Origin of the sequence: Desulfobulbus rhabdoformis (genome assembly GCF_016919065.1) — a bacterium.
Lineage (GTDB): Bacteria > Desulfobacterota > Desulfobulbia > Desulfobulbales > Desulfobulbaceae > Desulfobulbus > Desulfobulbus rhabdoformis.
In genome coordinates this window covers 40,998-62,238 of the sequence record NZ_JAFFQA010000021.1, presented here as the reverse complement: position 1 = coordinate 62,238, position 21,241 = coordinate 40,998, and the positions used below count along the sequence as shown (strand labels likewise).

At 53.2% G+C, this 21,241-nt stretch carries 24 protein-coding genes; 10 read left to right on the top strand and 14 right to left on the bottom strand.

Annotated features, from left to right (window positions below; genetic code table 11):
* Positions 1-227 precede the first annotated feature (227 nt).
* From JWJ90_RS12310 to JWJ90_RS12300, 3 genes are all read left to right on the top strand, one after another.
* Positions 228-1,184 carry an aldo/keto reductase gene (locus JWJ90_RS12310; RefSeq protein WP_205227526.1) on the top strand — a complete coding sequence of 319 codons (957 nt, stop codon included), beginning with the start codon at positions 228-230 and terminating at the stop codon, positions 1,182-1,184.
* A 7-nt stretch (positions 1,185-1,191) separates the two neighbouring features.
* Entirely contained in the window at positions 1,192-2,589 is a 1,398-nt protein-coding gene (locus tag JWJ90_RS12305; protein ID WP_205227525.1) for an ATP-binding cassette domain-containing protein, read from the top strand.
* Positions 2,590-2,702: 113 nt separating this feature from the next.
* On the top strand, positions 2,703-3,257 hold the full coding sequence (locus JWJ90_RS12300; RefSeq protein ID WP_205227524.1) for a gamma carbonic anhydrase family protein: 555 nt from the start codon (positions 2,703-2,705) through the stop codon (positions 3,255-3,257).
* 67 nt (positions 3,258-3,324) lie between these two features.
* On the opposite strand, the gene JWJ90_RS12295 is transcribed toward JWJ90_RS12300, so the two are convergent.
* Positions 3,325-3,621, bottom strand: a complete 297-nt coding sequence (locus tag JWJ90_RS12295; protein ID WP_205227523.1) for an isoamylase early set domain-containing protein — start codon at positions 3,619-3,621, stop codon at positions 3,325-3,327.
* 557 nt (positions 3,622-4,178) lie between these two features.
* Between JWJ90_RS12295 and JWJ90_RS12290 the strand changes: the two genes are divergently transcribed.
* The 4 genes from JWJ90_RS12290 to mnmL all read left to right on the top strand — a co-directional run bounded on the left by JWJ90_RS12290 (position 4,179) and on the right by mnmL (position 8,192).
* Complete coding sequence (locus JWJ90_RS12290) at positions 4,179-5,432, top strand: peptidase U32 family protein (RefSeq protein WP_205227522.1); 1,254 nt, start codon at positions 4,179-4,181, stop codon at positions 5,430-5,432.
* A 5-nt stretch (positions 5,433-5,437) separates the two neighbouring features.
* A complete protein-coding gene (locus JWJ90_RS12285; protein ID WP_205227521.1) occupies positions 5,438-6,511 on the top strand; it encodes a hypothetical protein in 1,074 nt (357 codons plus the stop codon).
* A 112-nt stretch (positions 6,512-6,623) separates the two neighbouring features.
* A complete protein-coding gene (locus JWJ90_RS12280) occupies positions 6,624-7,214 on the top strand; it encodes an FmdE family protein (protein WP_205227520.1) in 591 nt (196 codons plus the stop codon).
* A gap of 30 nt (positions 7,215-7,244) precedes the next feature.
* Positions 7,245-8,192 carry a tRNA modification radical SAM protein MnmL/YtqA gene (mnmL, locus tag JWJ90_RS12275; RefSeq protein ID WP_205227519.1) on the top strand — a complete coding sequence of 316 codons (948 nt, stop codon included), beginning with the start codon at positions 7,245-7,247 and terminating at the stop codon, positions 8,190-8,192.
* Here the strand turns inward: mnmL and JWJ90_RS12270 are convergent.
* From JWJ90_RS12270 to JWJ90_RS12245, 6 genes are all read right to left on the bottom strand, one after another.
* The gene (locus tag JWJ90_RS12270; RefSeq protein WP_205227518.1) at positions 8,183-8,974 is read right to left on the bottom strand and encodes a class I SAM-dependent methyltransferase; all 792 of its coding nucleotides are present in this window, start codon (positions 8,972-8,974) and stop codon (positions 8,183-8,185) included. The two genes, mnmL and JWJ90_RS12270, sit on opposite strands and share 10 nt — an antisense overlap.
* Before the next feature lie 178 nt (positions 8,975-9,152).
* A complete protein-coding gene (gene yajC, locus JWJ90_RS12265) occupies positions 9,153-9,485 on the bottom strand; it encodes a preprotein translocase subunit YajC (protein WP_205227517.1) in 333 nt (110 codons plus the stop codon).
* A 38-nt stretch (positions 9,486-9,523) separates the two neighbouring features.
* Positions 9,524-10,636 carry a tRNA guanosine(34) transglycosylase Tgt gene (gene tgt, locus JWJ90_RS12260; protein ID WP_205227516.1) on the bottom strand — a complete coding sequence of 371 codons (1,113 nt, stop codon included), beginning with the start codon at positions 10,634-10,636 and terminating at the stop codon, positions 9,524-9,526.
* 14 nt (positions 10,637-10,650) lie between these two features.
* Entirely contained in the window at positions 10,651-11,076 is a 426-nt protein-coding gene (locus JWJ90_RS12255; RefSeq protein WP_205227515.1) for an FKBP-type peptidyl-prolyl cis-trans isomerase, read from the bottom strand.
* A gap of 118 nt (positions 11,077-11,194) precedes the next feature.
* Complete coding sequence (locus JWJ90_RS12250) at positions 11,195-12,316, bottom strand: phosphotransferase enzyme family protein (protein ID WP_205227514.1); 1,122 nt, start codon at positions 12,314-12,316, stop codon at positions 11,195-11,197.
* Entirely contained in the window at positions 12,282-12,629 is a 348-nt protein-coding gene (locus JWJ90_RS12245) for a nucleotide pyrophosphohydrolase (protein ID WP_205227513.1), read from the bottom strand. Before JWJ90_RS12245 ends, JWJ90_RS12250 begins: the two co-directional genes overlap by 35 nt.
* 136 nt (positions 12,630-12,765) lie before the next feature.
* Here JWJ90_RS12245 and JWJ90_RS12240 point away from each other — a divergent pair, with 136 nt between their 5' ends.
* Positions 12,766-13,293 (top strand): hypothetical protein, encoded by a 528-nt coding sequence (locus JWJ90_RS12240; protein WP_205227512.1) that lies wholly within the window; start codon positions 12,766-12,768, stop codon positions 13,291-13,293.
* Between the two features lie 53 nt (positions 13,294-13,346).
* Complete coding sequence (locus JWJ90_RS12235; RefSeq protein WP_205227511.1) at positions 13,347-14,249, top strand: DUF2891 family protein; 903 nt, start codon at positions 13,347-13,349, stop codon at positions 14,247-14,249.
* Positions 14,250-14,456: 207 nt separating this feature from the next.
* On the opposite strand, the gene bioD is transcribed toward JWJ90_RS12235, so the two are convergent.
* From bioD to JWJ90_RS12205, 7 genes are all read right to left on the bottom strand, one after another.
* Positions 14,457-15,170: a dethiobiotin synthase gene (gene bioD / locus JWJ90_RS12230; RefSeq protein WP_205227510.1), complete on the bottom strand. Its 714-nt coding sequence runs from the start codon at positions 15,168-15,170 to the stop codon at positions 14,457-14,459.
* A gap of 44 nt (positions 15,171-15,214) precedes the next feature.
* Entirely contained in the window at positions 15,215-16,012 is a 798-nt protein-coding gene (gene bioC, locus JWJ90_RS12225; RefSeq protein ID WP_205227509.1) for a malonyl-ACP O-methyltransferase BioC, read from the bottom strand.
* Positions 16,013-16,150: 138 nt separating this feature from the next.
* Entirely contained in the window at positions 16,151-16,621 is a 471-nt protein-coding gene (locus JWJ90_RS12220) for an SH3 domain-containing protein (protein WP_205227508.1), read from the bottom strand.
* Positions 16,618-17,526, bottom strand: coding sequence for a 4Fe-4S binding protein (locus JWJ90_RS12215; protein WP_205227507.1), 909 nt, complete (start codon positions 17,524-17,526; stop codon positions 16,618-16,620). The genes JWJ90_RS12220 and JWJ90_RS12215 overlap by 4 nt, the downstream gene beginning before the upstream one ends.
* Positions 17,527-17,658 (bottom strand): CD1871A family CXXC motif-containing protein, encoded by a 132-nt coding sequence (locus JWJ90_RS23595; RefSeq protein WP_275889107.1) that lies wholly within the window; start codon positions 17,656-17,658, stop codon positions 17,527-17,529.
* Between the two features lie 49 nt (positions 17,659-17,707).
* On the bottom strand, positions 17,708-18,583 hold the full coding sequence (locus JWJ90_RS12210) for a ParB/RepB/Spo0J family partition protein (protein WP_205227506.1): 876 nt from the start codon (positions 18,581-18,583) through the stop codon (positions 17,708-17,710).
* A complete protein-coding gene (locus tag JWJ90_RS12205) occupies positions 18,583-19,359 on the bottom strand; it encodes an AAA family ATPase (RefSeq protein WP_205227505.1) in 777 nt (258 codons plus the stop codon). The genes JWJ90_RS12210 and JWJ90_RS12205 overlap by 1 nt, the downstream gene beginning before the upstream one ends.
* A gap of 244 nt (positions 19,360-19,603) precedes the next feature.
* Here JWJ90_RS12205 and nadB point away from each other — a divergent pair, with 244 nt between their 5' ends.
* The gene (nadB, locus tag JWJ90_RS12200) at positions 19,604-21,208 is read left to right on the top strand and encodes an L-aspartate oxidase (protein WP_205227504.1); all 1,605 of its coding nucleotides are present in this window, start codon (positions 19,604-19,606) and stop codon (positions 21,206-21,208) included.
* The last annotated feature ends 33 nt before the right edge of the window (positions 21,209-21,241 follow it).

The following is a 21,241-nucleotide window of genomic DNA, read 5'->3' as shown; positions in this document are numbered from 1 at the left end:
TTGTTGTTCAGCTTCACCCATCGCCCCTTGTGGGCATCCATCAACACGCCACCTTTCATTGCCTGCAACATACCGATAAAATGTACTTTACTCGGCACGTCACAAATAACGAAACTGACGCACCGATGAATGCTCACGGATTCAGCGGGATAAAGTCACACGATACAGAGGTCGTTTCGTCCCCCTCCGTAACGATCGAAAATGCATGGGGAAAAGAGGAGACAAGTATGCACGTTTTGAGCCTCAACAGTGGTGATCAAATTCCCGGCCTTGGCCTGGGAACCTGGAAATCTGCTCCCGGAACAGTGGCTGCAGCGGTAAAAGAAGCTATTGGATGCGGATACAGGCATATTGACTGCGCGCCCATCTACGGTAACGAAGCGGAAGTTGGCCAGGCTTTGGGCGAGGTCCTTCAAGCCGGGCAGGTCAGCCGCAACGACCTCTGGATTACCTCAAAACTGTGGAACAATGCCCACGCACCGGAGCTGGTCGAACCGGCCCTGCGAAAAACGCTGGCTGACCTGCAACTGGAGTACCTGGATCTCTTTTTGATCCATTGGCCAGTGGCCTTTGCCCCTGGTGTTCTCTTTGCTCAGAAGCCTGAGGAGTTCATCCCCCTGGCCGATCAACCCATCATCGAAACCTGGGGAGCTCTTGAGACCTGCAAAGAAAAGGGGCTGGTGCGCAATATCGGCGTGTGTAATTTTTCACAGGACAAACTCATAACCCTCTGTGACCTGGCCAGGGTGCAACCGGCCATGAACCAGATCGAACTTCATCCCTACCTCCAGCAGGAAGAGATGGTGGCCCTGTGCGCCGAGCGCAGCATTCTACTCACCGCCTACTCCCCGCTGGGTTCGGGAGACCGGCCCAAAGCAATGAAAAAGCAGGAGGAACCGATCCTGCTCGACAACCCGACCATTACCGAGATCGCGGCCCAAAACAAGATCACTCCGGCGCAGGTCCTGCTTGCCTGGGGCTTGACGCGCGGCACGGTGGTCATTCCCAAATCCACCAATCCTGAACGCATTCGTGAAAACCTGGCAGCAAGCGAGATCAGGCTCGATGCCCAGTCCATGGAAGCGATTGCCCGGATCGACCTGGGATTTCGCTATGTGGATGGTGCCTTTTTCTGCGGCAAGGGGTCACCCTACAGCCTCGATTTTCTCTGGGGGAACAAATAATTTTTTCATGCTCTCCCTCAACAACCTCCAAGCCCAAGGGCTTACAATTGATCAGTTCAGCGCTGGTGGCGGTGAACTCTGGTGTCTGTTGGGCGGCAACGACTCGGGTCTTGCCGCCTTTATTGACGTGCTCAGCGGAGACTTGGACTATACAGGCGAGCTTATTTTGCCCGCCTCCCTGGGCCTGCTCTCCTTTAAACAGCAACAGTCGATCTTTGAGGCTGAACTCAAAAAAGACGACACCGACTTTCTCGATCGACTCGATCCCGGCACACCCGCCCGGGATTTCCTCGTTGATATTGAACGCTATGCAAAACAAATTGAGCTGTTTGGTTTGGAAGACAAGCTTGATCACGGCTACCGACAGCTCAGCTCCGGTCAGGCCCGCAAACTCTGCATCCTGCAGCAGATCACTGCAGGCGCAGAGTTTCTCGTTTTAGAAAATCCTTACGAAGGACTCGACACCGGAAGCTGCCGTGAACTTGACAAGGTTCTCTCCAGCCTCTGCTCGCTGGGACTGGGAATCTTGATTCTGTTGAATAACTCAGCAGACATTCCCGCTGGGACGACGCATCTGGGGCTCTTGGCGCAAGGCAGTCTGGTGCTCCAGGGCAGGGAAGCACAGCAGGGAGAAGCAATACGCGCCACCTTTGCCAAACAGCCCCCCCTGTTTCAGGTCCAGGTCGAGGATCTCAGAGAGGCCAAAAAACAAGAGGAGTGTGCCACAGGATCCAATCTCATCACCCTGCACCATGGCTTTGCCCATTATGATGGTCGAGAGGTTTTCTCAGGACTCGACTTGGAGATTCACCGATTTGATCATACCCTGATCACCGGCCCCAACGGCTGCGGGAAATCCACCCTCCTGCAGATGATTACCGGCGACCATCCTCTGTGCTATGTGAACGACCTGACTCTTTTTGGGAAAAAGCGCGGCAGCGGGGAATCGATTTGGGAGCTCAAGAGAAAAATGGGCATTGTCAGCCCTGATCTGCACCGCAATCACCGGGTCGCCGGAAGTGCACTGGCCATTGTTCTCTCTGGCCTGTTTGACACCATTGGTCTTTATGACCGCCCCGGCGAAAGCGAAAAACTGCGTGGCCAGCGCTGGCTTCAACGTCTGGGGCTCTCTGAGGCGGCGGCTCAGCCTTTTCGTCATCTGAGCTATGGTCAACAACGGCTCATACTCCTGGCACGAGCCCTGATCAAAGGGCCGGAACTGCTCATCCTGGATGAGCCAACTCAAGGTCTCGACGAGAGTAACCGCCAGGCTTTACTTGACTTTCTTGCCAAGATCGCGGCTGAGCAACTGGCAACCATTGTCTATGTCAGTCACCGGCAGGATGAGTTTCGTCCCTTTTTCTCACAGCAGCTTCGCTTTCATAAGGGCGAGGTGGATCGCTAAGGCTCTGTTCCTGCCCTCGGCTCTGGCGGGTTCCTGGGGCACAGGGGTTTTGTTTGACACATCCCTGCCAAGTACCGTATAGAATCTGAAAACTTTTCTGCAAAGGAGGGATTATGATACTGCCATACCGAGATTATCAGCCACAGGTCGGCAAGGGGGGCTGGGTGGCTCCCAACGCCACACTTATTGGAGACGTCGAATTGGGAGAGGATGTGTCTCTCTGGTTCGGCGTTATTGTACGAGGGGATGTCCATCGCATTCGCATAGGCGCAAGGACGAACATCCAGGACCTCTGCCTCTTACACATAACCCAGCATGAGGGAGCCCAACGCAACGACAGCGACGGCCACCCCACCATCATTGGCTCCGAGTGTACCGTCGGTCACCGGGTTATTCTCCATGGCTGTACCGTTGGTGACTGCTGCCTGATCGGCATGGGAGCCATCCTACTGGACGGAGTGGAAATCGGACGCGAGTCCATCGTAGGTGCTGGCTCCGTAGTTACCCCTGGAAAAAAATTCCCGCCACGCTCCTTGATAATGGGCACGCCAGCCAAGGTTGTCCGGGAAATCAGTGACGAACAGGTTCAGGACTTTCATGCCTCGTGGAAACGCTATGTGGCACTGAAAAACGAATACCACAAGGCGCAACTCGGCGATTGTTTCTAAGCTGCTGGGAGAGAAGAGATCTCTCCCTTTGTAAGCCAGGACTTTTTTCGGATCTTGGGAGGCTTGTTCAGGTCGTTACGACTGAATTGGCCTCGCCAAACTCGTTGGGTGCATAGCCATCGGCATCGCTCTCGTTGACCCAGATATTCCCGTCAAGCACATAGCGAAAGCGATAATCCCGGCCCGCTTCCAGAGAAAGGGTGGTAGAGAAGCTCCCGTTTTTCAGTTTTTTCATGGGGGCATCCAGGAGAGACCAGGCGTTGAACTCTCCCGCCAAAACCGCGCTTTCTGCCTGTTCTTCGTTTTCGTATTTAAAGGTGACGCGACATACTGTACCGGTTTTTGAATAATTTTTTTTCAGCATATAGGATGCTCCTTGCTCAGAAGGCGTCATGCAGAGAGAAGAGTGGGATTACACGGTGATCACTAAAAAAAGCTTAAAACAAGCTGCTAGTTGGAGCAAGCACTATCTGTTCCCTCTGTGCTTGAAATAAACCTGCATTCGTGACGGCGGGTTATCTCCGGACAGTAGATTCACCCGAATAAACGAGTAGTTATATATTTACATTCCCTATTCAGCTTTACCCGCACCCCCTTGGGGCATCCCATCGGCACGGTACCTTCATTGTTCACAACACACCGATAAAGTTTACTTTAGGGTGTCTTGAATAATTAGATTTTTCAATCAAGGTCAAGGATTGCTGATAATTTTACCGCAGGCATATGTTTGATATTCCGAGGATAAAATTGTCAGCATGACGCCGAGATTGGCAGAAAAAGCAATTATTCGAGATTCCCTTTAATCGACATATCACCAACAACGAAACTGACGCACCGATGAATGCACACGTATCCAGGATAAACCCAGCAGCGGATTGACCCAACTTTTTCCCCATAACTTGTCTAAAAAAACAGAGTTTTATGATCCAATCATCCCCAAAGAAACCAGTCCTCCCCGAATTACTGGCCCCTGTGGGCAGTTATGAAAAACTGATCGCAGCTATCCACTACGGTGCCGATGCCGTGTACCTGGGGGGGAAAAGCTTCAGTCTACGGGCCCGAGCCGGAAATTTTGATGAGGCCGGCCTGCGTCAGGCAATCGATTATGCTCACGAACATGGTGTCAAAGTCTACGTGACAGTCAATATCTTTGCCCACAATCGTGATATGGCCACCCTGCCCGACTACCTGATGCTCCTGGCAGATCTCAGGGCCGATGGCATCATTGTCAGTGATCCGGGCATCCTCTCTCTTGCCCGCAAAATTACCCCCCAGCTAGAATTGCATCTCTCTACTCAGGCCAATGTCACCAACAGTGCAAGTGCCTGCTTCTGGGCTCAACAGGGGGCCAGGCGCCTGAATCTTGCCCGTGAACTCGGCCTTGAGGAAATCAAAGCGATTCGTGCCGAAACCGAGGCAGAACTGGAAGTCTTTGTCCATGGTGCGCTCTGCATCTCGTACTCGGGTCGTTGCATGCTCAGCAACTACTTTACCGGCCGCAACGCCAACCAGGGAGACTGCGCCCACCCCTGCAGGTACTCCTACGCTGTGGTCGAAGAAAAACGACCGGGAGAATATTTTCCTGTGGAAGAAGACGAACGCGGGACTTACATTTTCAATGCAAAGGATCTCTGTCTGCTCACCAAGCTCCCGTTGCTGGTTGATGCCGGAGTGAGCGCACTGAAAATTGAAGGCCGTATGAAATCTGTGGGCTACGTGGGAGCTGTTGTTCGGCTCTACCGGCAGGCTCTTGACTGGATCGGCGAGCAGATTTTTTTAGGCGAACCTGCAGTTAGCTTACAGCTACCAGAAATTTTTCATAACGAATTAAGTAAGATCGGTACCCGTGGACAGACAGAAAACTTTTTCAGCACAAGGCCTTCATCCGATGACATGCTTTATGATAGAATGAGGATCGAGCAGAGCTGGGTACCGGTTGGTATTGTCCGTAATGAGGATCCATTGTTGATTGAAACCCGGCAAGTGCTGCACTGTGGTGACCAGGTTGAATATCTTGGCCACTCCATCGAACCAGATAAGGTGACGGTGACTGCCATGAGGCTTGAAAATGGCTCCTCAATAGAGCGGGCCAACCCGGGGAATCGGGTCGAGCTGGTGACTGACCCCTCACTCAACGGAATTGAAAGACACGCCTTGCTGCGCAAACGTACCTAATTATCATGAATCCTTTTCTCAATGTCCCTTTTCTCCCCGAGGAGAGGTATGTCGATTATCTCTGCCAGTGTGCACCTGACCTGGAAAGCGTCCACTTCAGCCTGCTCCACAGCCGTTCTCTGGACAGCCGGATACAGCTTGAACCGCTTCCCGCCCAGGAATCCATTGTTACCGGGTTAAACCGTCTGGAGGGGGTAAAAAAATACGCCCTCTTGAACAGCCGCTTTTATACACCGGACCTGCTCACTGACCATAAAAACCTGAAACCGGTATTGAACACTCTGGAGTATTTCCTGGAGCAGAGGGCGATTCAAGGCATCGTCTATTGCGATCACTATCTGCTGCAGGTACTGGCCGACGAGGCGCCAGTCATTGCAGCTCAGCTTGAAGCAGTTCCCAGCGTCAACACCATGCTGGATTCCTACCATAAGATTGAAGCACAGCTGGCCTACATTCGCGAAACCGGTTTTAAAATGCCGGGAAAAATCATTCTTGATCGTTCGCTCAACCGTGATCTTGACCTGTTAGCCAAGATTTCTCTGACCCTGCACCGCCAATTCCCCAGTATGCGCCTTGAGGTGCTGGCCAACGAAGGCTGTCTGCCGTTCTGTCCCTTTAAGCTGTCCCATGACTCGTATATTGCGCTGGCCAACATCGATGGCAAAAGTCAGACCCACGTGATCAACTGCGATATAGGCTGTATGCGCCTGCTTGACGAGCAGCCTCACCGACTGCTGCAGTCGCCCTTCATTCGCCCGGAAGATGTTGATCTTTACCTCTATCATGTCGATACAATCAAACTCTGTGGCCGTACTCTTGGCTCTTCCTTTCTCATCAATGCGATCAAGGCCTACCGTGCCCGTCGCTACGATGGCAACCTGCTGGACCTGATGGATGCCATGTCCTGGCTCGCTGACCGACTCTATGTCGATAACCGCATGCTCTCCTTTGATTTTGCCAACATGCTCTCCCAATGCGATAACCACTGCGACAGTTGCGGCTTCTGCCGGGAGTTGTTCGAATCCATTGCCCACCCCAAACCCATGGTGATTAAAGACCAGCGACCGGCTGGCGATTGACACCGGCTGTAGACAAGGGTAAGTTTGCGCAGATCGGTAGCCGGTTATCTCCTGAATCCGGTTGAAAAAACGCAGATATCCAGATGATACATTAACCTTGGTGGTGGAAAGAATGGAATCTTTTGAAGAGTTGCTGGCGGAGTCAACCCGCATTCATGGGCATATCTGTGCAGGACAGGTGATTGGCGTACGTATGTCCATAGCTGCGCTTGAGCGTATCGGCATCAGTGATCCCAAGGGAAAGGACCGCAAAAAACTCTACGTCCTGGTGGAGATCGACCGCTGCGCCACCGATGCGATTCAATCGGTCACCGGCTGCAGCCTGGGAAAACGCTCCCTGCGGTGGGTTGATTTTGGCATCATGGCAGCAACCTTTGTCAACCTGGAGACAGATCAGGCCGTTCGTGTCACAGCCCGTGAGGACGCCCGAGAACTCTCGGACAACTATTGCCCTGAGATCGAAGATAAGTACCAGCGCCAACTCGCCGCCTACAAGGTCATGCCTCTGGATGAACTTTTCCTGTTTCAGGATGTTCAAGTGGAGCTCAAAGACTGTGATATGCCCGGACGTCCCATACGCCGGGTCCAGTGCTGTGTCTGCGGTGATTATGTACAGGATTGCCGGGAGTTAGTGCATCATGGACAGATTCTTTGCCGTGCCTGTGCCGGTGAACGCTATTACAAGGTTCTCCCCAACAAGTAATCCGCCCCACTTCTCACTGCCCGCACCCACGTGTCGTCCACTCTCCAGGTTCCCTCAGGGGCCTCTCCCCGCATCCAGAGTTTCAGCCAGTATTGTCGCCAGCGCTATGGCCATCCCCTGGGGAAAATCCCCCTGGACACTGGCCTGCCCTGTCCCAATCGGGCTCAGGGGGGCTGTATCTTCTGCCGTCCCGCCAGCTTCACCCCCACAAGCCTGCGGCCTTCCGATTCCCTCACCACACAGCTCCTGCGGGGAAAACGGCTTCTGATCAAAGGGCGCTTTCATGACTATCTGGGCTACTTCCAGCAAGAGAGTTGTACAGCCTTGCCGACTGACCAGCTCCTCCCTCTTTTGGAACAGGTGCTGTCGCAGCCCGACTGCCGTGGATTGATTCTTTCCACCCGTCCAGACTGCATCGCGCCTGATCTCCCGGCAGAGCTCTCCAGGTTGATCGACAAAAGCGGCAAAGACTGCCTCATAGAGCTTGGTCTGCAGTCAGCCCATGAACGCAGTCTGCACTTCCTGAATCGAAACCATAGCTTTGCTGATTTTACCCTGGCGGTGGAACGCATTGCCGCCCAGCCTCAAGTACAGATTGGGGTTCATCTCATTTTGGGGCTTCCCGGCGAAAACCGGGCAGATATGCTCCAGACCCTGCAGACGGTCTGCGCACTTCCTATCCATGCCCTCAAGTTGCACCATTTGCAGGTTATACGCGGCACACATCTGCATACGCTCTACAAACGGAGTGAAGTACCTGTTTTCTCTCTCGAGGCCTATATGGAGCTGCTGACAGCCCTCCTGCCGCATATTCCAGAGTCGATCACTCTCCACCGGATCTGGTCCAGTGCTCACCCCGACCTGCTTATAGCTCCCAAATGGAATGTGCTTGCAGCCGAACTCAGCAAGACCCTGCACGCCACCATGCAGTACAGAAATATCTTCCAGGGGCAGGCTCTCACCGGCAATCAGGCATGAGCGAACAAGGTCGAGAGAATGGGAATGCGGTTAGTTCGACGCAATCGTTTGAAGAATAGGGGGTAATCGATGCCATAGGCCTGTTGAAGGCCGGTGCTCTGTTTACGTGCTCTTTTTATAGCTTTGTGAGGGATCTGCCCGGGAAAGGCCAGCACTATGGCGTTGCTGCGCTTTTTGACCTGCATGGAGAGCATCTGGCCGTCACTGGCCTCATGGATGGCTTCCAGGGCCTGCTGAAAGAGCCGGCGATTCCCGCTCCAGAGGTTGATGGCAAGCGTGCCCTGGCCCTCCAGCTGTTCAAGCAGCAGTCTGTAGAACAGAGGATCAAACAGAGCCGGTGCCATGGCGCCCGCCCCGTAAATATCGAGAAAGGCCGTATGGTAGTCGCCAGGGGGCTCGTTGCGGCCAAAATGAAGTGCATCCTGGTGACAAAGACGAATCTGCTCTGGCTTCAATGGCAGACGGAAATAGCCATGCGCCAGATCGATAACCAGCCGCTGTTTCTCGACAATGGTCAGTTCGCAGGCGGGAAAATGGTGCAGCAGAAAATGGGGTAAGGCAGCGCCCCCCAAGCCAACGACAAGAAAACGCGACGGCTGCGGGTGGAGAAAAAGCGCGGTGGTCATCCACTGGGTATAGGCCAACTGCAAAATATGCGGTGCATCCAGATCAAGGCAGCTCTGCCGCTCCTCCGTACCAAAACGCAGACTGCGCAGGCTGTCCTCATCGGTGATCAGCACCGGGTGCTCGGCTGTTTTACCGTTAAATATGACCTGTTCCATGCTTGTTTACTCCACGCCTGAGATCAGTAGCCTTACAAAATTAAAAAGGCCGCACCTCCGTATACGCGGCGGTGCGGCCAAAAAATTCTGATAAGCTCAAGAGCTGTAATCAGATTCGGGCAAGCTCAGGTTCGAATATTTTCATACACGATGAAAATCAGTTACACCCACCAAGCCCTCAGCCTTTTTTCGCGGGAGCCTTCTCCGCCTCGGAGGCAGAACCGGCAATGGAACCACGGCTGATCTTGATACGTACGTTATCCGCAATCTCCAGGGTGACCACATTCTCTGCGATATTGGCGATCTGGCCGAAGATGCCGCCGTTGGTGACAACCTTGTCGCCTTTTTTCAGATTGGCCAGATAGCTCTGATGCTCTTTGGCTTTTTTCTGCTGCGGCCGAATAAGCAGGAAGTAAAAAACGATAAAAATAAGGATGAGCGGGACAAACTGGCTCAAGGCAGCCATCCCTCCGGGTGCCGCTGCGTCTGCGGCCCATGCTACTCCGGTCATGAACGATTCCTCCAGGTATTCTGTTTACGTTTGAACGTTTATGTACGTTGTTGATAAAAATAACGGCGAAACTCAAGGAAGCGATCTGCCTCAATTGCTTCACGCATCTCTGCCATCAGGGTACAGTAGTATTGCAGGTTATGAATGCTGTTAAGCTGGTAGGCCAGAATTTCGCGATTCTGAAACAGATGCCGCAGATAGGCTCGAGAATAATGACGGCAGGTATAACAGCTGCAGTTTTCATCCAAGGGACGCGGGTCCTGTTGAAAACAGGCGTTTTTTATAACAACTCTGCCCTGTGAAGTAAAGAGCATTCCATTGCGGGCGTTGCGCGTGGGCATGACGCAGTCAAACATGTCAATTCCGTGATAAACGCCTTCCACCAGATCCTCCGGTGTGCCTACGCCCATGAGATAGCGGGCATGATCGGCAGGCAGATAATCCGCGGTGGCCTCAAGCATCTCGTGCATCAACTCCTTGGGTTCTCCCACAGAGAGTCCCCCCAAAGCATAGCCGTCAAATCCGATCTCCACCAGCTGTTCAATGGCCTCACGGCGCAGATCGGCAAACATCCCGCCCTGAACGATGCCAAAAAGGTGCTGCCCGGTATCGCTTTGCGCCTCACGGCAGCGTTTGGCCCAACGCCGTGTCAGGGCTGTAGCCCGAGCAGCCTCTTCACGATCCGCCGGATAGGGAATACAGGTATCAAGCGCCATCATGATATCAGAGCCCAAAGCTTCCTGGACATGCACCGCATCTTCGGGGCTGAGAAAGAGTTTGGCCCCGTCAAGATGGGAGCGAAAGGCCGCGCCCTCCTCGGTGATTTTGGCCAGCTCTTTGAGGCTGAAGATCTGAAACCCGCCGGAATCGGTAAGAATAGGGCCATCCCAGTGCATGAACCCATGGAGTCCACCAAAGCTGCGGATCAGTTCGTGACCGGGCCGAATGTAGAGATGATAGGTGTTGCCAAGAATAATTTGAGCCCCGATTTCCTTGAGGTTTTCTGGGGTCATCGCCTTAACCGTGCCCAGCGTGCCCACCGGCATGAACACCGGAGTCTGAATGGTCCCGTGCAGGGTTTTCAGTTCGCCGCGACGCGCCTTGCACTCGCTGGATCGATGGAGCAGGGTGTAGGGTGAAACAGTACGCATGCAGAACTCAATCCTCAGGCAACGCTAACGATGGTGACATCAAAATGGAGCACCTCACCAGCCAGCGGATGGTTAAAATCAACAGTGGCTGTGGTCTCGTTGAGGGCCTTGACCACGCCCTGAATCTCCTGTCCCTGGGGGCCGACAGCGGTGAGCATGGCACCGGGCTGTCGGCCTTCTTCGGGCAGCTGGTCCACGGGAACTTCGATGAGTGCCTCTTCGTTCACGGTGCCATAGCCTTCTTCAGGCTGAATGGAAACTTTCATTGAATCCCCGGCCTGCTTGCCTTCCAGGGCTTGCTCCAGCCCAAAAATAAGCTGCTCTTCCCCCTGCACATAGCTCAAGGGTTCGTCTTCGACATTGGAATCAACCACCTGCCCATCATCCAGGGTCAGGGTATAGGTAATGGCCACGGTTTTGCCTTGGCATATTGTCATCATTTTTCCTCGTTTGAGAGTGCTTGAGTGTTTCTTCCGCCCTAAATGGCAACAAAAACGTTTAGCTGCCCTATAAACCGCCCGGAGCACAATTGCAAGCCCACCGCTTTGGAAGGACCAGTCAGGTAAATGAGCGCAGCAGAGAGGCCAATTGCTGCTCAAGGTCCTCCTGCTGTTCAAGAATCGATACGCTGAGCTGCAGTTGAATACGGGCTCGATGCAGGTTCTGCCCGGAATGTTGCACTTTAAAATAGTGGTCATTTTCAAGGTGATCGATAAAAAACCGCAGTCCAAGCTCAAAGCTGATCACCGCTGCCGATTGCACCAGCAATGCCTGGTCAGTGGCATTGAGAAGATCCACGGCCTGCTGGAGATACCCTTCCATCAGAGCTGCAAAAAGCACCGAATCAAAGGTGGTTGTCTCCGGCCGTGGGTGGGCCTCTCCCTGCTGATTGCAGCAGGAGCGAAGGCAATCCCCCAGATCATGCAACAAAAGGCCGGGTTTGACCGTATCCAGATCAATGAGGCTTACGGCCTGTTCCGTCTCACGGGCAAAGAGAAAATTGCCCACCTTGGGATCCCCATGAATAACCCGATGAGTCAGCGCCTCCCTGTGCTCCTCCAACACTGTTGCCAGTGGACGTAACCGCTCTATCTGCAGGCTGCACTGGCTTTCTGCTGCATTTTCAAAGCGTTGCTTGACTTCCAGCCCGTCATAATGGTGCAGATACTGTGGTGTCTGATGAAAGCCTGGTAAGGGATCACAGAGTTGCTCGGGGCTAAGCCCTGAACTCAGTTGATGAAAATGCCCTAAGAGTTGACCGATTGCTCTGGCCTGGCCTGGGGAGTGAACCTGGGAAAGCGTACGGCAATCTTTGATATAGCTCAGTATTCGCCAACTGCATCCGGCAGCATCTGTATACTGATCCAGCCCGTTTGGATTGGCTCCCAGTCGAAAAAATTCGAGAGAGGTTGTCTCCTGTTGATTGAGCTGCTCGGTGACCAGACGCATGTTGGTCATAACCGCATCAACATCTTTGAAAACCCCTGGGTGCAAACGCTGCAATACCCAGGATTGCCCGGTATTCAGTGTAACCCGCAGGGTCTCATTGATATTGCCTTCTCCCAAAGGAGAGATGGACACAATGGGCGCATGGGGAAAAAAAAATTCCAGGGCGGCATCAAGATGGAGCAACAACCTGTGGCCCTCAGGTATGAGTTTTTGGTGGATATTTAATCGCATTGAGCCCCATCTTCTCCGAGGCCGCGGCCATCAGATCGATATCGAGGCGATCGGCAAGCCGGGTGAGATAAATAAACACATCGGCGATTTCATGGGCCACCTCTTTCTTTTTCTCAGGCGCGAGATCTTGACTCTCCTCCTGGCTCAACCATTGAAAATGCTCCAGCAGTTCTGCGGCTTCGACAATCAGCGCAGAGGCCAGGTTTTTAGGAGTATGATGCCTGTCCCAATCCCGCTCTCCGGCAAAATGGCGCAATTCCCTGGTCAGCTCTTCAACGGTACGACAATGATATGATTTTGATGTTTGGTTCATGGACAACCTGGGTGGTAGTTTTCTGAATAACAACTTATGGGAAATCCGGGCTGGAGTTGACTTCACCGCCCAAAAACCGGACAATATCTGCATCTCTCTTAGCCCTCCCCCATCAACTTAGCAAGGAGTATGGTCGATGTTAAAAAAATTCACCCTCATCCTCTTCATTCTGGGCCTAAGTGCCACATTTGCCTCAGCCTACTGCAGTAAGGAAGAAACCCTGAAACTCATCGACGCAGGCTATTCTAAACACGAGATCGATCGCATTTGTCATCAGCGGGAACAGGCTTCCTCTAAGCAGTACCGGGGACACGATCTGCGGGGGTCATGGCGCGGATTCTACAGCTATGAGCGGCACAGCCGACGTCCGGATGTTCCGTTTCACCTCGTGATCACGCACCAGAAACGAAAGTCCTTTTCCGGTTTTATCAAAGAACCGCAGACCTTTGGTAAAAGGCACTCCAGGTTTCTCACCGCAGATGTGAAAGGGCGTATTGACCGTGAGAACAAAATTGAATTTGTCAAACACTACACTGGTAAAGGCGGGGTCACCCACAAAGTCATCTATAAGGGAGTCATTCGGCGCGGCTCGATCAAAGGCCGCTGGTTCATCCCCCAAAGAGAAAGAGGTTCAGGAACCTTCCGCATACAGCGGGAACGATGAGAACGTGGCTGGTCAGTGCGTTTGTGGCTTACCTCAGCCTGGCAGGAGGGGGAATGAGTGGGGCAACAGATCAAAGGCATGCCATTGCCCTGCTTGCTGAACCGGTGCAGACTTGTGTCGAACGCCGGGACACAGATCATCCACTCTTTCACGGTTGCATTGACTGGCACTCAGCGGTCCATGCACACTGGGCGCTCTGCTACAGTGCAAAAAAACTGGCCCAGCCGCCGCAGAGCCTCAAACGTTTATCTGCTCTGGGAATTGAGCGAGAACTCTCCATGCTGCAACAAAGCGACGCCCGAGGAGAGTTCTTTGAACGCCCCTACGGCAGGGCCTGGTTTCTCCAGCTTGCCCGGGATGCCGAGCAACTCTGGAATAACGCCAGCCTGCACCGGACTGGCGACTTTATCTACCTCTCTCTCTTGGACTATGCCAGAACCGGAGGGGGTGATCTCCGCTCCTCGGAATACGACAACGGCTCCTGGTATCTCTATCAGCTCGCCAAATGGGCGAAATTTACCGGACGCGAGGACAACTGGCTGGAAATTCGAAACCTCGCACTCTCTCGCATCAGGGCTGTCCCGCATTGGCCCGATTTCCACCGTGTCCGCGGTTTTTTTGCACCCAAGGCTCTAGCCCTACTTTTGGCTCAAGAATTAAAAGGAGACGAAGAAATAGCGCTTTTAGAAGGGATTATCCAGGAGGAAAGCCTTTCCCCTATCCATTTCCCTGTACAGACAGCGCATCAAGGAGGGCTCAACTACTCCCGTGCCTGGGGATTATGGGCACTCTACCAGGCGACAGGCAAACCAATCTACCGGCGGGCCTACCATGCTCACCTCGACACTATGCTGCAGGAGCGCAGCCACTGGATTGAAGACTACCAGCGCTATGGTCACTGGGTGGCGCAATTCGGACTCTTTGCCCATAGTCTTGCCGATGCCCTCAATCCGTGACGGCGGGTACGCACGGATTCAGGTTTTATCCTGGATCCGTGAGCATTCATTGGTGTGTCAGCTTCGCTGTTTGTGACATGTCGATTAAAGTAAACTTTATCGGCTTGTTACGAACAGTGAAGGTGGCGTACTAATGGATGCCCCAAAGGGCGGCGGGTGAAACTGAATATGTTATTCAGAAACCATTCGCCGTCACGGATTCAGGTTTTATCCCTGCGAATCTGCATGCGCCCTGGCTGCATCTGCAAGAATCTGCCAGGAGGCTGCGCTCGACTCCCGAATATCCGGGACAATCACCAGGTTCTGCTTGAAACCGTAATCTGTCAGAGCCTTACGGCACTCCAACAGGGTATCCTGGACAATCTCCTTGGGATGCTCTCCATACAGGTTATAGACCAAACCAAGGAGCGAAATATCGCGTGCCTTAATCGCCTCCAGGCTGAGACGAATATGGTTGATCGAACCAAGCCGGGGGGAGCCCACCAAAACCATGGGCATTTTGCGGGCAGCATAAAAATCAAGCAGCACAAGATCGGTGGTCAGTGGGACCATGAGGCCACCGGCGCCTTCAACCAGCACCCACTGATACCGTTTTTGCAAGGTCGCCACCGACTGATCAAGGACGGATTCCTCTATGGTTTTCCCAACCATGCGCGCTGATAAGAGCGGAGAAGCGGGAAAAGGAAACAGGTAGGGGCAGGTTGTGGAATCGCGATCAAAGTCCGTGAGCGGCTGCCCCATGAGCTTTCGATGCAACTCAATATCGTCAGAGATGCCGGTACACCCGGTCTGGACCAGCTTTAAGGTAGTCACAGAGTGGCCAAGGTCCAAAAGGTAACGGGCAAAAAGACCGGTAATGTAGGATTTGCCGATATCGGTGTCAATGCCGCCGATGGCAATGGTGTACTGTTGTTGGGTCATGGACTGCCCCCTGTTAGTGATAAATCGGCCCGCGGATCGAAATTCTACGGTTTCGGACGGGCAATGACAAAAAGCGGATGGTAGCTGAGGCGAACGCCCTGCTCGCCACCAAATTGATGCTGATATCTGTGGATAAAATCCGTCACCTGACGCCTGGTCCAGGCTTTCTGGCCGATAGAGTTCACTCCGGTGGCCCGCAGGTGTTTGAGTACAGTAAGGGGATCGGCATACCACAGCACTTCCAGGGCCTCTTCTGCCGCTAGAATCTCAAAACGCTCGGACATAACCGTCAAGACCTGATCCAACGTTCGGTAGACTAGACCAACTCCGGCTACTTCTCTAATTTCCCGCAGGTTTTCCTTACCGTAGAGAGAAAGGGCAAATATTCCGTTCGCATTGAGGTGCCGGTGCAGTTTATCGCAGACCGCGGGAAAATCATGGACCCAGTGCAGTGTGGAGGAAGAAATGATCAGGTCGTAGTCCCCAGGCAGGCGGACCGATTCGATGTCCCCTGCAACAAAGGTCATGTCCTCTGCCTTGGGTCCGATTTTTCGGCAGATACATTCCTCAAAGGCAGCGACCAAATCACTGATGGTCAGGTGGGTGAGCCCGGGAAATCGCTCAAAAATTCGTTGGGTCAACAAGCCGGTACAGCAGCCGATCTCAAGGGCCTGCTGCGGACTTAAATCGGGGGCGGCCTTGGCCAACATGGTCAACAAATGCTCGGCCACCCGGTGCTGGACCGTGGCGTGCTGTTCGTACGTATCTGCCGCCTGTTCAAAGCGCAGACGTATCAGCTTTTTATCGGGAATCATCGGTATCGATCGGGTTACGTCGTACATATTTTCAAAAACCTCGCAACCCAACGACAAACGTGGTGCAGATGGGGTGAAAATAAAACGATGAACTTCTTTAGCTCTCTCCAGCCCGGCTCAAGGTCTGACTGAATTATGACTGCTTTACGATCTTTCCTACTTCGCCTACCTCTTAAACTTCTGGGTACTTCCCCAGAGTAACTCCTTAAAGACCCAACCGGTTACGCCCTGATCGTGGCGGACATGAACCCAGCTTCCCTGGGTACCCAGCACATCAAACACTGTGCCATAGGTGGCCGTGGCCACTATCTCGGCTTGCAAGTCAGGCGCCTCGCGGACATTGATCATCTGATCAAGCCCCTCGTTGACCTTTACAATCACCGTGGGGGCCTGCTGGGTTGTCGCTCGATGCACCCAACCGGTGGACTGTTCGAAATCACGAACCTTGAGCCAACTGCCACGCGTGCTGATCACCTGGAGGGGAAACCCTTTGTCAAGTTTCCACAGAATAGGCTGATCTGTTCCCGGCGCAACCCGCATGTTAACGCCTTCTCCGGCAATGCTCACGAGTTGAGCGGCTTCGCTCTGCACCTGCTGCAGCAACAAGGCACAGACGACAAGCAGATATCGCATCATGGATCGGTTCCGTGGTTGTGCAATTCCTCAGCGGAAAACGTTGGTGCTCCTACATGGACGGGATATCCTGCGATATCAAGCCCCAGCGCCCCATACCGACATTCGTGCAGGCAGCGAAGGCAACGTATACAGGCATGTGAGTTGGGTGCCTCATCAACTCGAATCTCAACAGGACAAACCCGATGACACGCACCGCACTTTGTACATTTATCCGCAGCAAATTTCAACCTAATCAGGCTGATCCTGTTAAAGAGGCCGTAAAAAGCCCCCAGCGGACAGAGAACTCGACAAAACGGACGGGAGATGAGCACACTGGCAATCAGGGTGAGAGTCAGCAGAATGAGCTTATTGACAAAGAGCCAGCCAATACTGGACCTCAGGCTCGAGTCAAGCACAAGCATGGAGATACCGGCTTCCAGGGTTCCGGCAGGGCAAAGGAACTTACAGAACCAGGGCAAGCCCATATCAAAATCATTGAGCAGAAGCAGGGGCAGGAGCACAACAGTTACTACCAGGACGAAATAACGGCACCAGCCAAGCCAGGAAGGCAGGGAAACTGTGGGCGAGGGGATACGGTGCAACCACTCCTGAAGCCAGCCAAAGGGGCAGGCCCAACCACAGATAAAACGCCCGAATGAAGCCGCCAAGAGGCCGACGGCTCCCACGACATAGGTCCCGATAAAAAGCTGGCCAGCAGCAAAGGACATACGCACGCCAAGAAGTAACTGCTGCAGGCTGCCAATGGGACAAAAGGTGGTAGAGGCTGGACAGGAGTAGCAGTTCAGTCCTGGAGAGCAGAGGACCTTTAACGGCCCCTGGTAAAGGCTGCCGCTTCCGAGAAATCCCCAGTACCCATTGGTAAGCAGGGTAAAGATGAACTGTATCCACTGCCGCAAGCGTTGCATTTATCCGATCCCTATACAGGCAAGACAAATCGAGCGAGCCTGCTGCAGCACCCGCTCAGGCTCTCCCAAGCTAATCCCCAAAAGCACAAGCCCGAGAAAGATGGCCATCGTCACCAGAGGCAGTGTGCGCAATGCAGGTTTGCTGTTTTTGGGTGCAGGTGAAACCATAGCGCCAGAGCCGTTACTGAGAGAGCAGGCCAACCAAACGATCCAGATCATCGCTTGAATAGTATTCGATCTCAAGCTTACCGCGAGGTCCCTGCTGAACGATACGCACCTTGGTATTCAGCTGGTTGGTCAGCTGGTTGGTCAAAGTATTACAGTACGTTGCCGGCAGTTCTTCTTTGACCACGGTTTGGGGTCGGGCTTCACTTGCCTTGGCTGGCATCTTTTGTTTTTTCCCATTGCAGAGACGCTCCGCAGCCCGCACCGAAAGCCCCTCTGCAACAATGCGATCTCGAATCAGTTGCATCTGCTCCGGATCTTCTTTGACCCGCAGTAACACTCGGGCGTGCCCCTCGCTAATATTTCCAAGCACCACATCCTCCTGCAGTGGGGCAGGGAGGTGCAGCAGCCGCAACACATTGGTCACGGTAGAGCGTTTGCGCCCGACCTTTTGGGCCACTTCTTCCTGGGTGAGCGAGAACTCCTCCATGAGGCGACTGTACGCCTGCGCCTCTTCAATGGCGTTGAGATCATGGCGCTGAATGTTTTCAATCAGGGCCAGTTCGAGATGTTCCCGGTCTCCGGCCTCATCCATCACCACCACCGGGACCTCGTCCAGGCTGGCCAACTTGGCGGCTCGCAACCTCCGCTCTCCGGCGATGAGAGTATAGCGGCTGCCTTTGTCCTTAATAACGAGCAGCGGCTGAATAATCCCTTTTTCTGCTATAGAATCAGCAAGTTCTTGCAGCTTTTCTGGATCAAAATGACTGCGCGGCTGATGGGGATTTGGGACTATCTTGTCGATATCGCAAAGAAAATACTTATCTTCCTCATCAAAAGTCTCCTCCGACAACAAGGCACCGACACCGCGACCCAAGACACTTTTTCCCATTATGCTCTCCCTTTGGCTCGTTTGAGAAATTCGGCCCCCAGCTTTTTATAGGCCTTGGCCCCCGGACAACTGGCATCGTACTCAATAATGGTCTGCCCATGGCTGGGACTTTCACTCAACCGGACATTGCGTGGAATAACCGTCGCGTAGACCTGCTCACCAAAATGACGCTGGATTTCGCTGGCAACGGAATGGGTTAGCCGATTGCGCTTATCATACATGGTCAGCAAGAGCCCTTCTATGTAGAGATCCCGGTTCAGTGTTTTTTTCACTTTACGGATGGTGGAGATCAGTTGCGCCAAACCTTCCATGGCAAAATATTCACACTGCAGGGGAATCAGAACCGAGTCTGCGGCAGTGAGGCTGTTGAGTGTCAACATCCCCAGTGAAGGCGGACAATCAATGAAAATATAGTGAAACGAGTCACGGACAGAACGCAGGACACCCTTGAGTCGTTTCTCTCTGTTGGCCTGGCTGATCAACTCAACCTCAACCCCGACCAGGTCCATGGAGGCCGGTAAAACCGATAGGTTTTTAACATTGGTGGGCTGAATGCACTCCGCCGCTTCTTGGGTGCCGGTGTAGCAATTATAGATATTTTTTTCGTTACTGGATTTAAAGACGCCCACACCGCTGGAAGCATTCCCTTGGGGATCAGAATCGACCAACAGCACCTTTTTCCCTTTGCTCGCCAGAACGGCAGCGAGGTTCAACGCGGTTGTGGTTTTCCCGACGCCACCTTTTTGGTTGGCTAAAGCGATAATGTGTGATTCCACGGTAAATCTTCTCCTGACGGCTCTTTGTTAATGAAACATTCAATCAGTATACTATACTCTCGCTTCCCAGAGAATAGTTCTCTTGCCACCAAATTCACTTTGGCTATTGTTTGCCATTCGTATTAACGTGTGCGAATGGCTGTTCGGGCCTGCAAATCAACCATTTTGCGGTGTCCGGTACGAATGTGACTTTTTTCAAAGCCAATATGTTTCACGTGAAACATTGTCGGCGCGGGACCCTAGTATGACGGAATATAGCGATGTACTCATTATTGGTAGTGGTGTGTCGGGGCTGTCGTTTGCTCTGAAGGTTGCGCAGTTTTCCAAGGTGACCTTGATCACAAAAAAGAAAAAAGCCGACACGGCCACCAACCTGGCCCAGGGCGGTGTAGCTGCGGTACTCTCCGTAGAGGACTCGGTGGAGGCGCATATCGCCGACACCCTGTGCTCTGGGGATGGAATTTGCGATAAGAATATTGTTCGTATTGTAACCACCGAAGGACCCGATCGGGTCCGCGAGTTGATGGATTTAGGTGTTCGTTTCCAGCTGGGTGAGAACGGTGAAGATTTCGATCTGGGGATGGAAGGCGGCCACTCGGCCCGGAGGGTTGCCCATGCAACCGACATTACCGGCAAGGAAATCGAGCGGGCGCTGATTAAGCAGATAGAGGCCAATCCCAACGTCACTGTGCTCGAAGACCACCTGGCCATTGACCTGTTGATCGAGTCAAAAGCGCGAGGCCAGGAACGCAAGAATGGAGATCGCTGCCTGGGGGCCTATGTACTCAACCGGATCACCGGCGAGGTCGAAACCCATTATGCTGGTGTCACCGTACTCTGTACCGGCGGATGCGGCAAGGTCTATCTCTATACAACCAACCCGGATATCGCCACCGGCGATGGTGTTGCCATGGCCTACCGTGCTGGAGCCCAGGTGGCCAATCTGGAATTCATTCAATTTCACCCCACCTGTTTCTTTAACCGCGAGGCTAAAAACTTTCTTATTTCCGAGGCGGTTCGAGGCGAAGGCGCGATTCTCATCAATCAAGAGGGCGAAGCCTTCATGAAGAAATACGACCCTCGGGGCGACCTGGCCACACGCGATGCTGTCGCCAGAGGTATTGACGCGGAGATGAAACGGACCGGCACCGACTGTGTCTATCTGGACATCACCCATAAACCGGCTGAATTTCTTCGCGAGCGATTCCCCAACATCTACGGTACCTGCAAAAAATACGGGGTAGACCTGACCCAGCAACCGATTCCAGTTGTGCCCGCGGCCCATTACATGTGTGGAGGGGTCGTGGTGGATGAAAACGGGAACAGCTCCATCAACAACCTCATGGTCCTGGGGGAAACCGCCTGCACCGGACTTCATGGAGCCAACCGGCTTGCCTCAAATTCACTGCTTGAAGCGGTGGTCTTTGCCCATAGAGCCGCTAAGCAGATCAAAGAACGCATTGAAGAAATCCGTGGACTAGAGCGCATAGAGATAGCCCCATGGCGAACCGGGGGAGCGGAAATTCTTGATGAATCCATCCTGATTAAACACAACTGGGATCAGCTTCGACAACTGATGTGGGACTACGTCGGCATTGTTCGCCGCCAAAAACGTCTCGATCTGATCCAGACACGACTGAGCTGGATGGTGAAAGAGATCAAAGAACATTTCTACGACTATTTGCTCACACCAGATCTGGTCGAGCTACGTAATCTGGCGGTTGTCGCTGATTTGATCGTTCAGAGCGCCAGCCTGCGTAAAGAGTCTCGAGGACTGCATTATATTGAGGACTATCCTCAGAAAGATGATCAGAGCTGGCTCAAGGATACGGTGCTGCAAAAACCGTAATCCCTTTTAAAAGCATTCATTCCCCACTAAAAA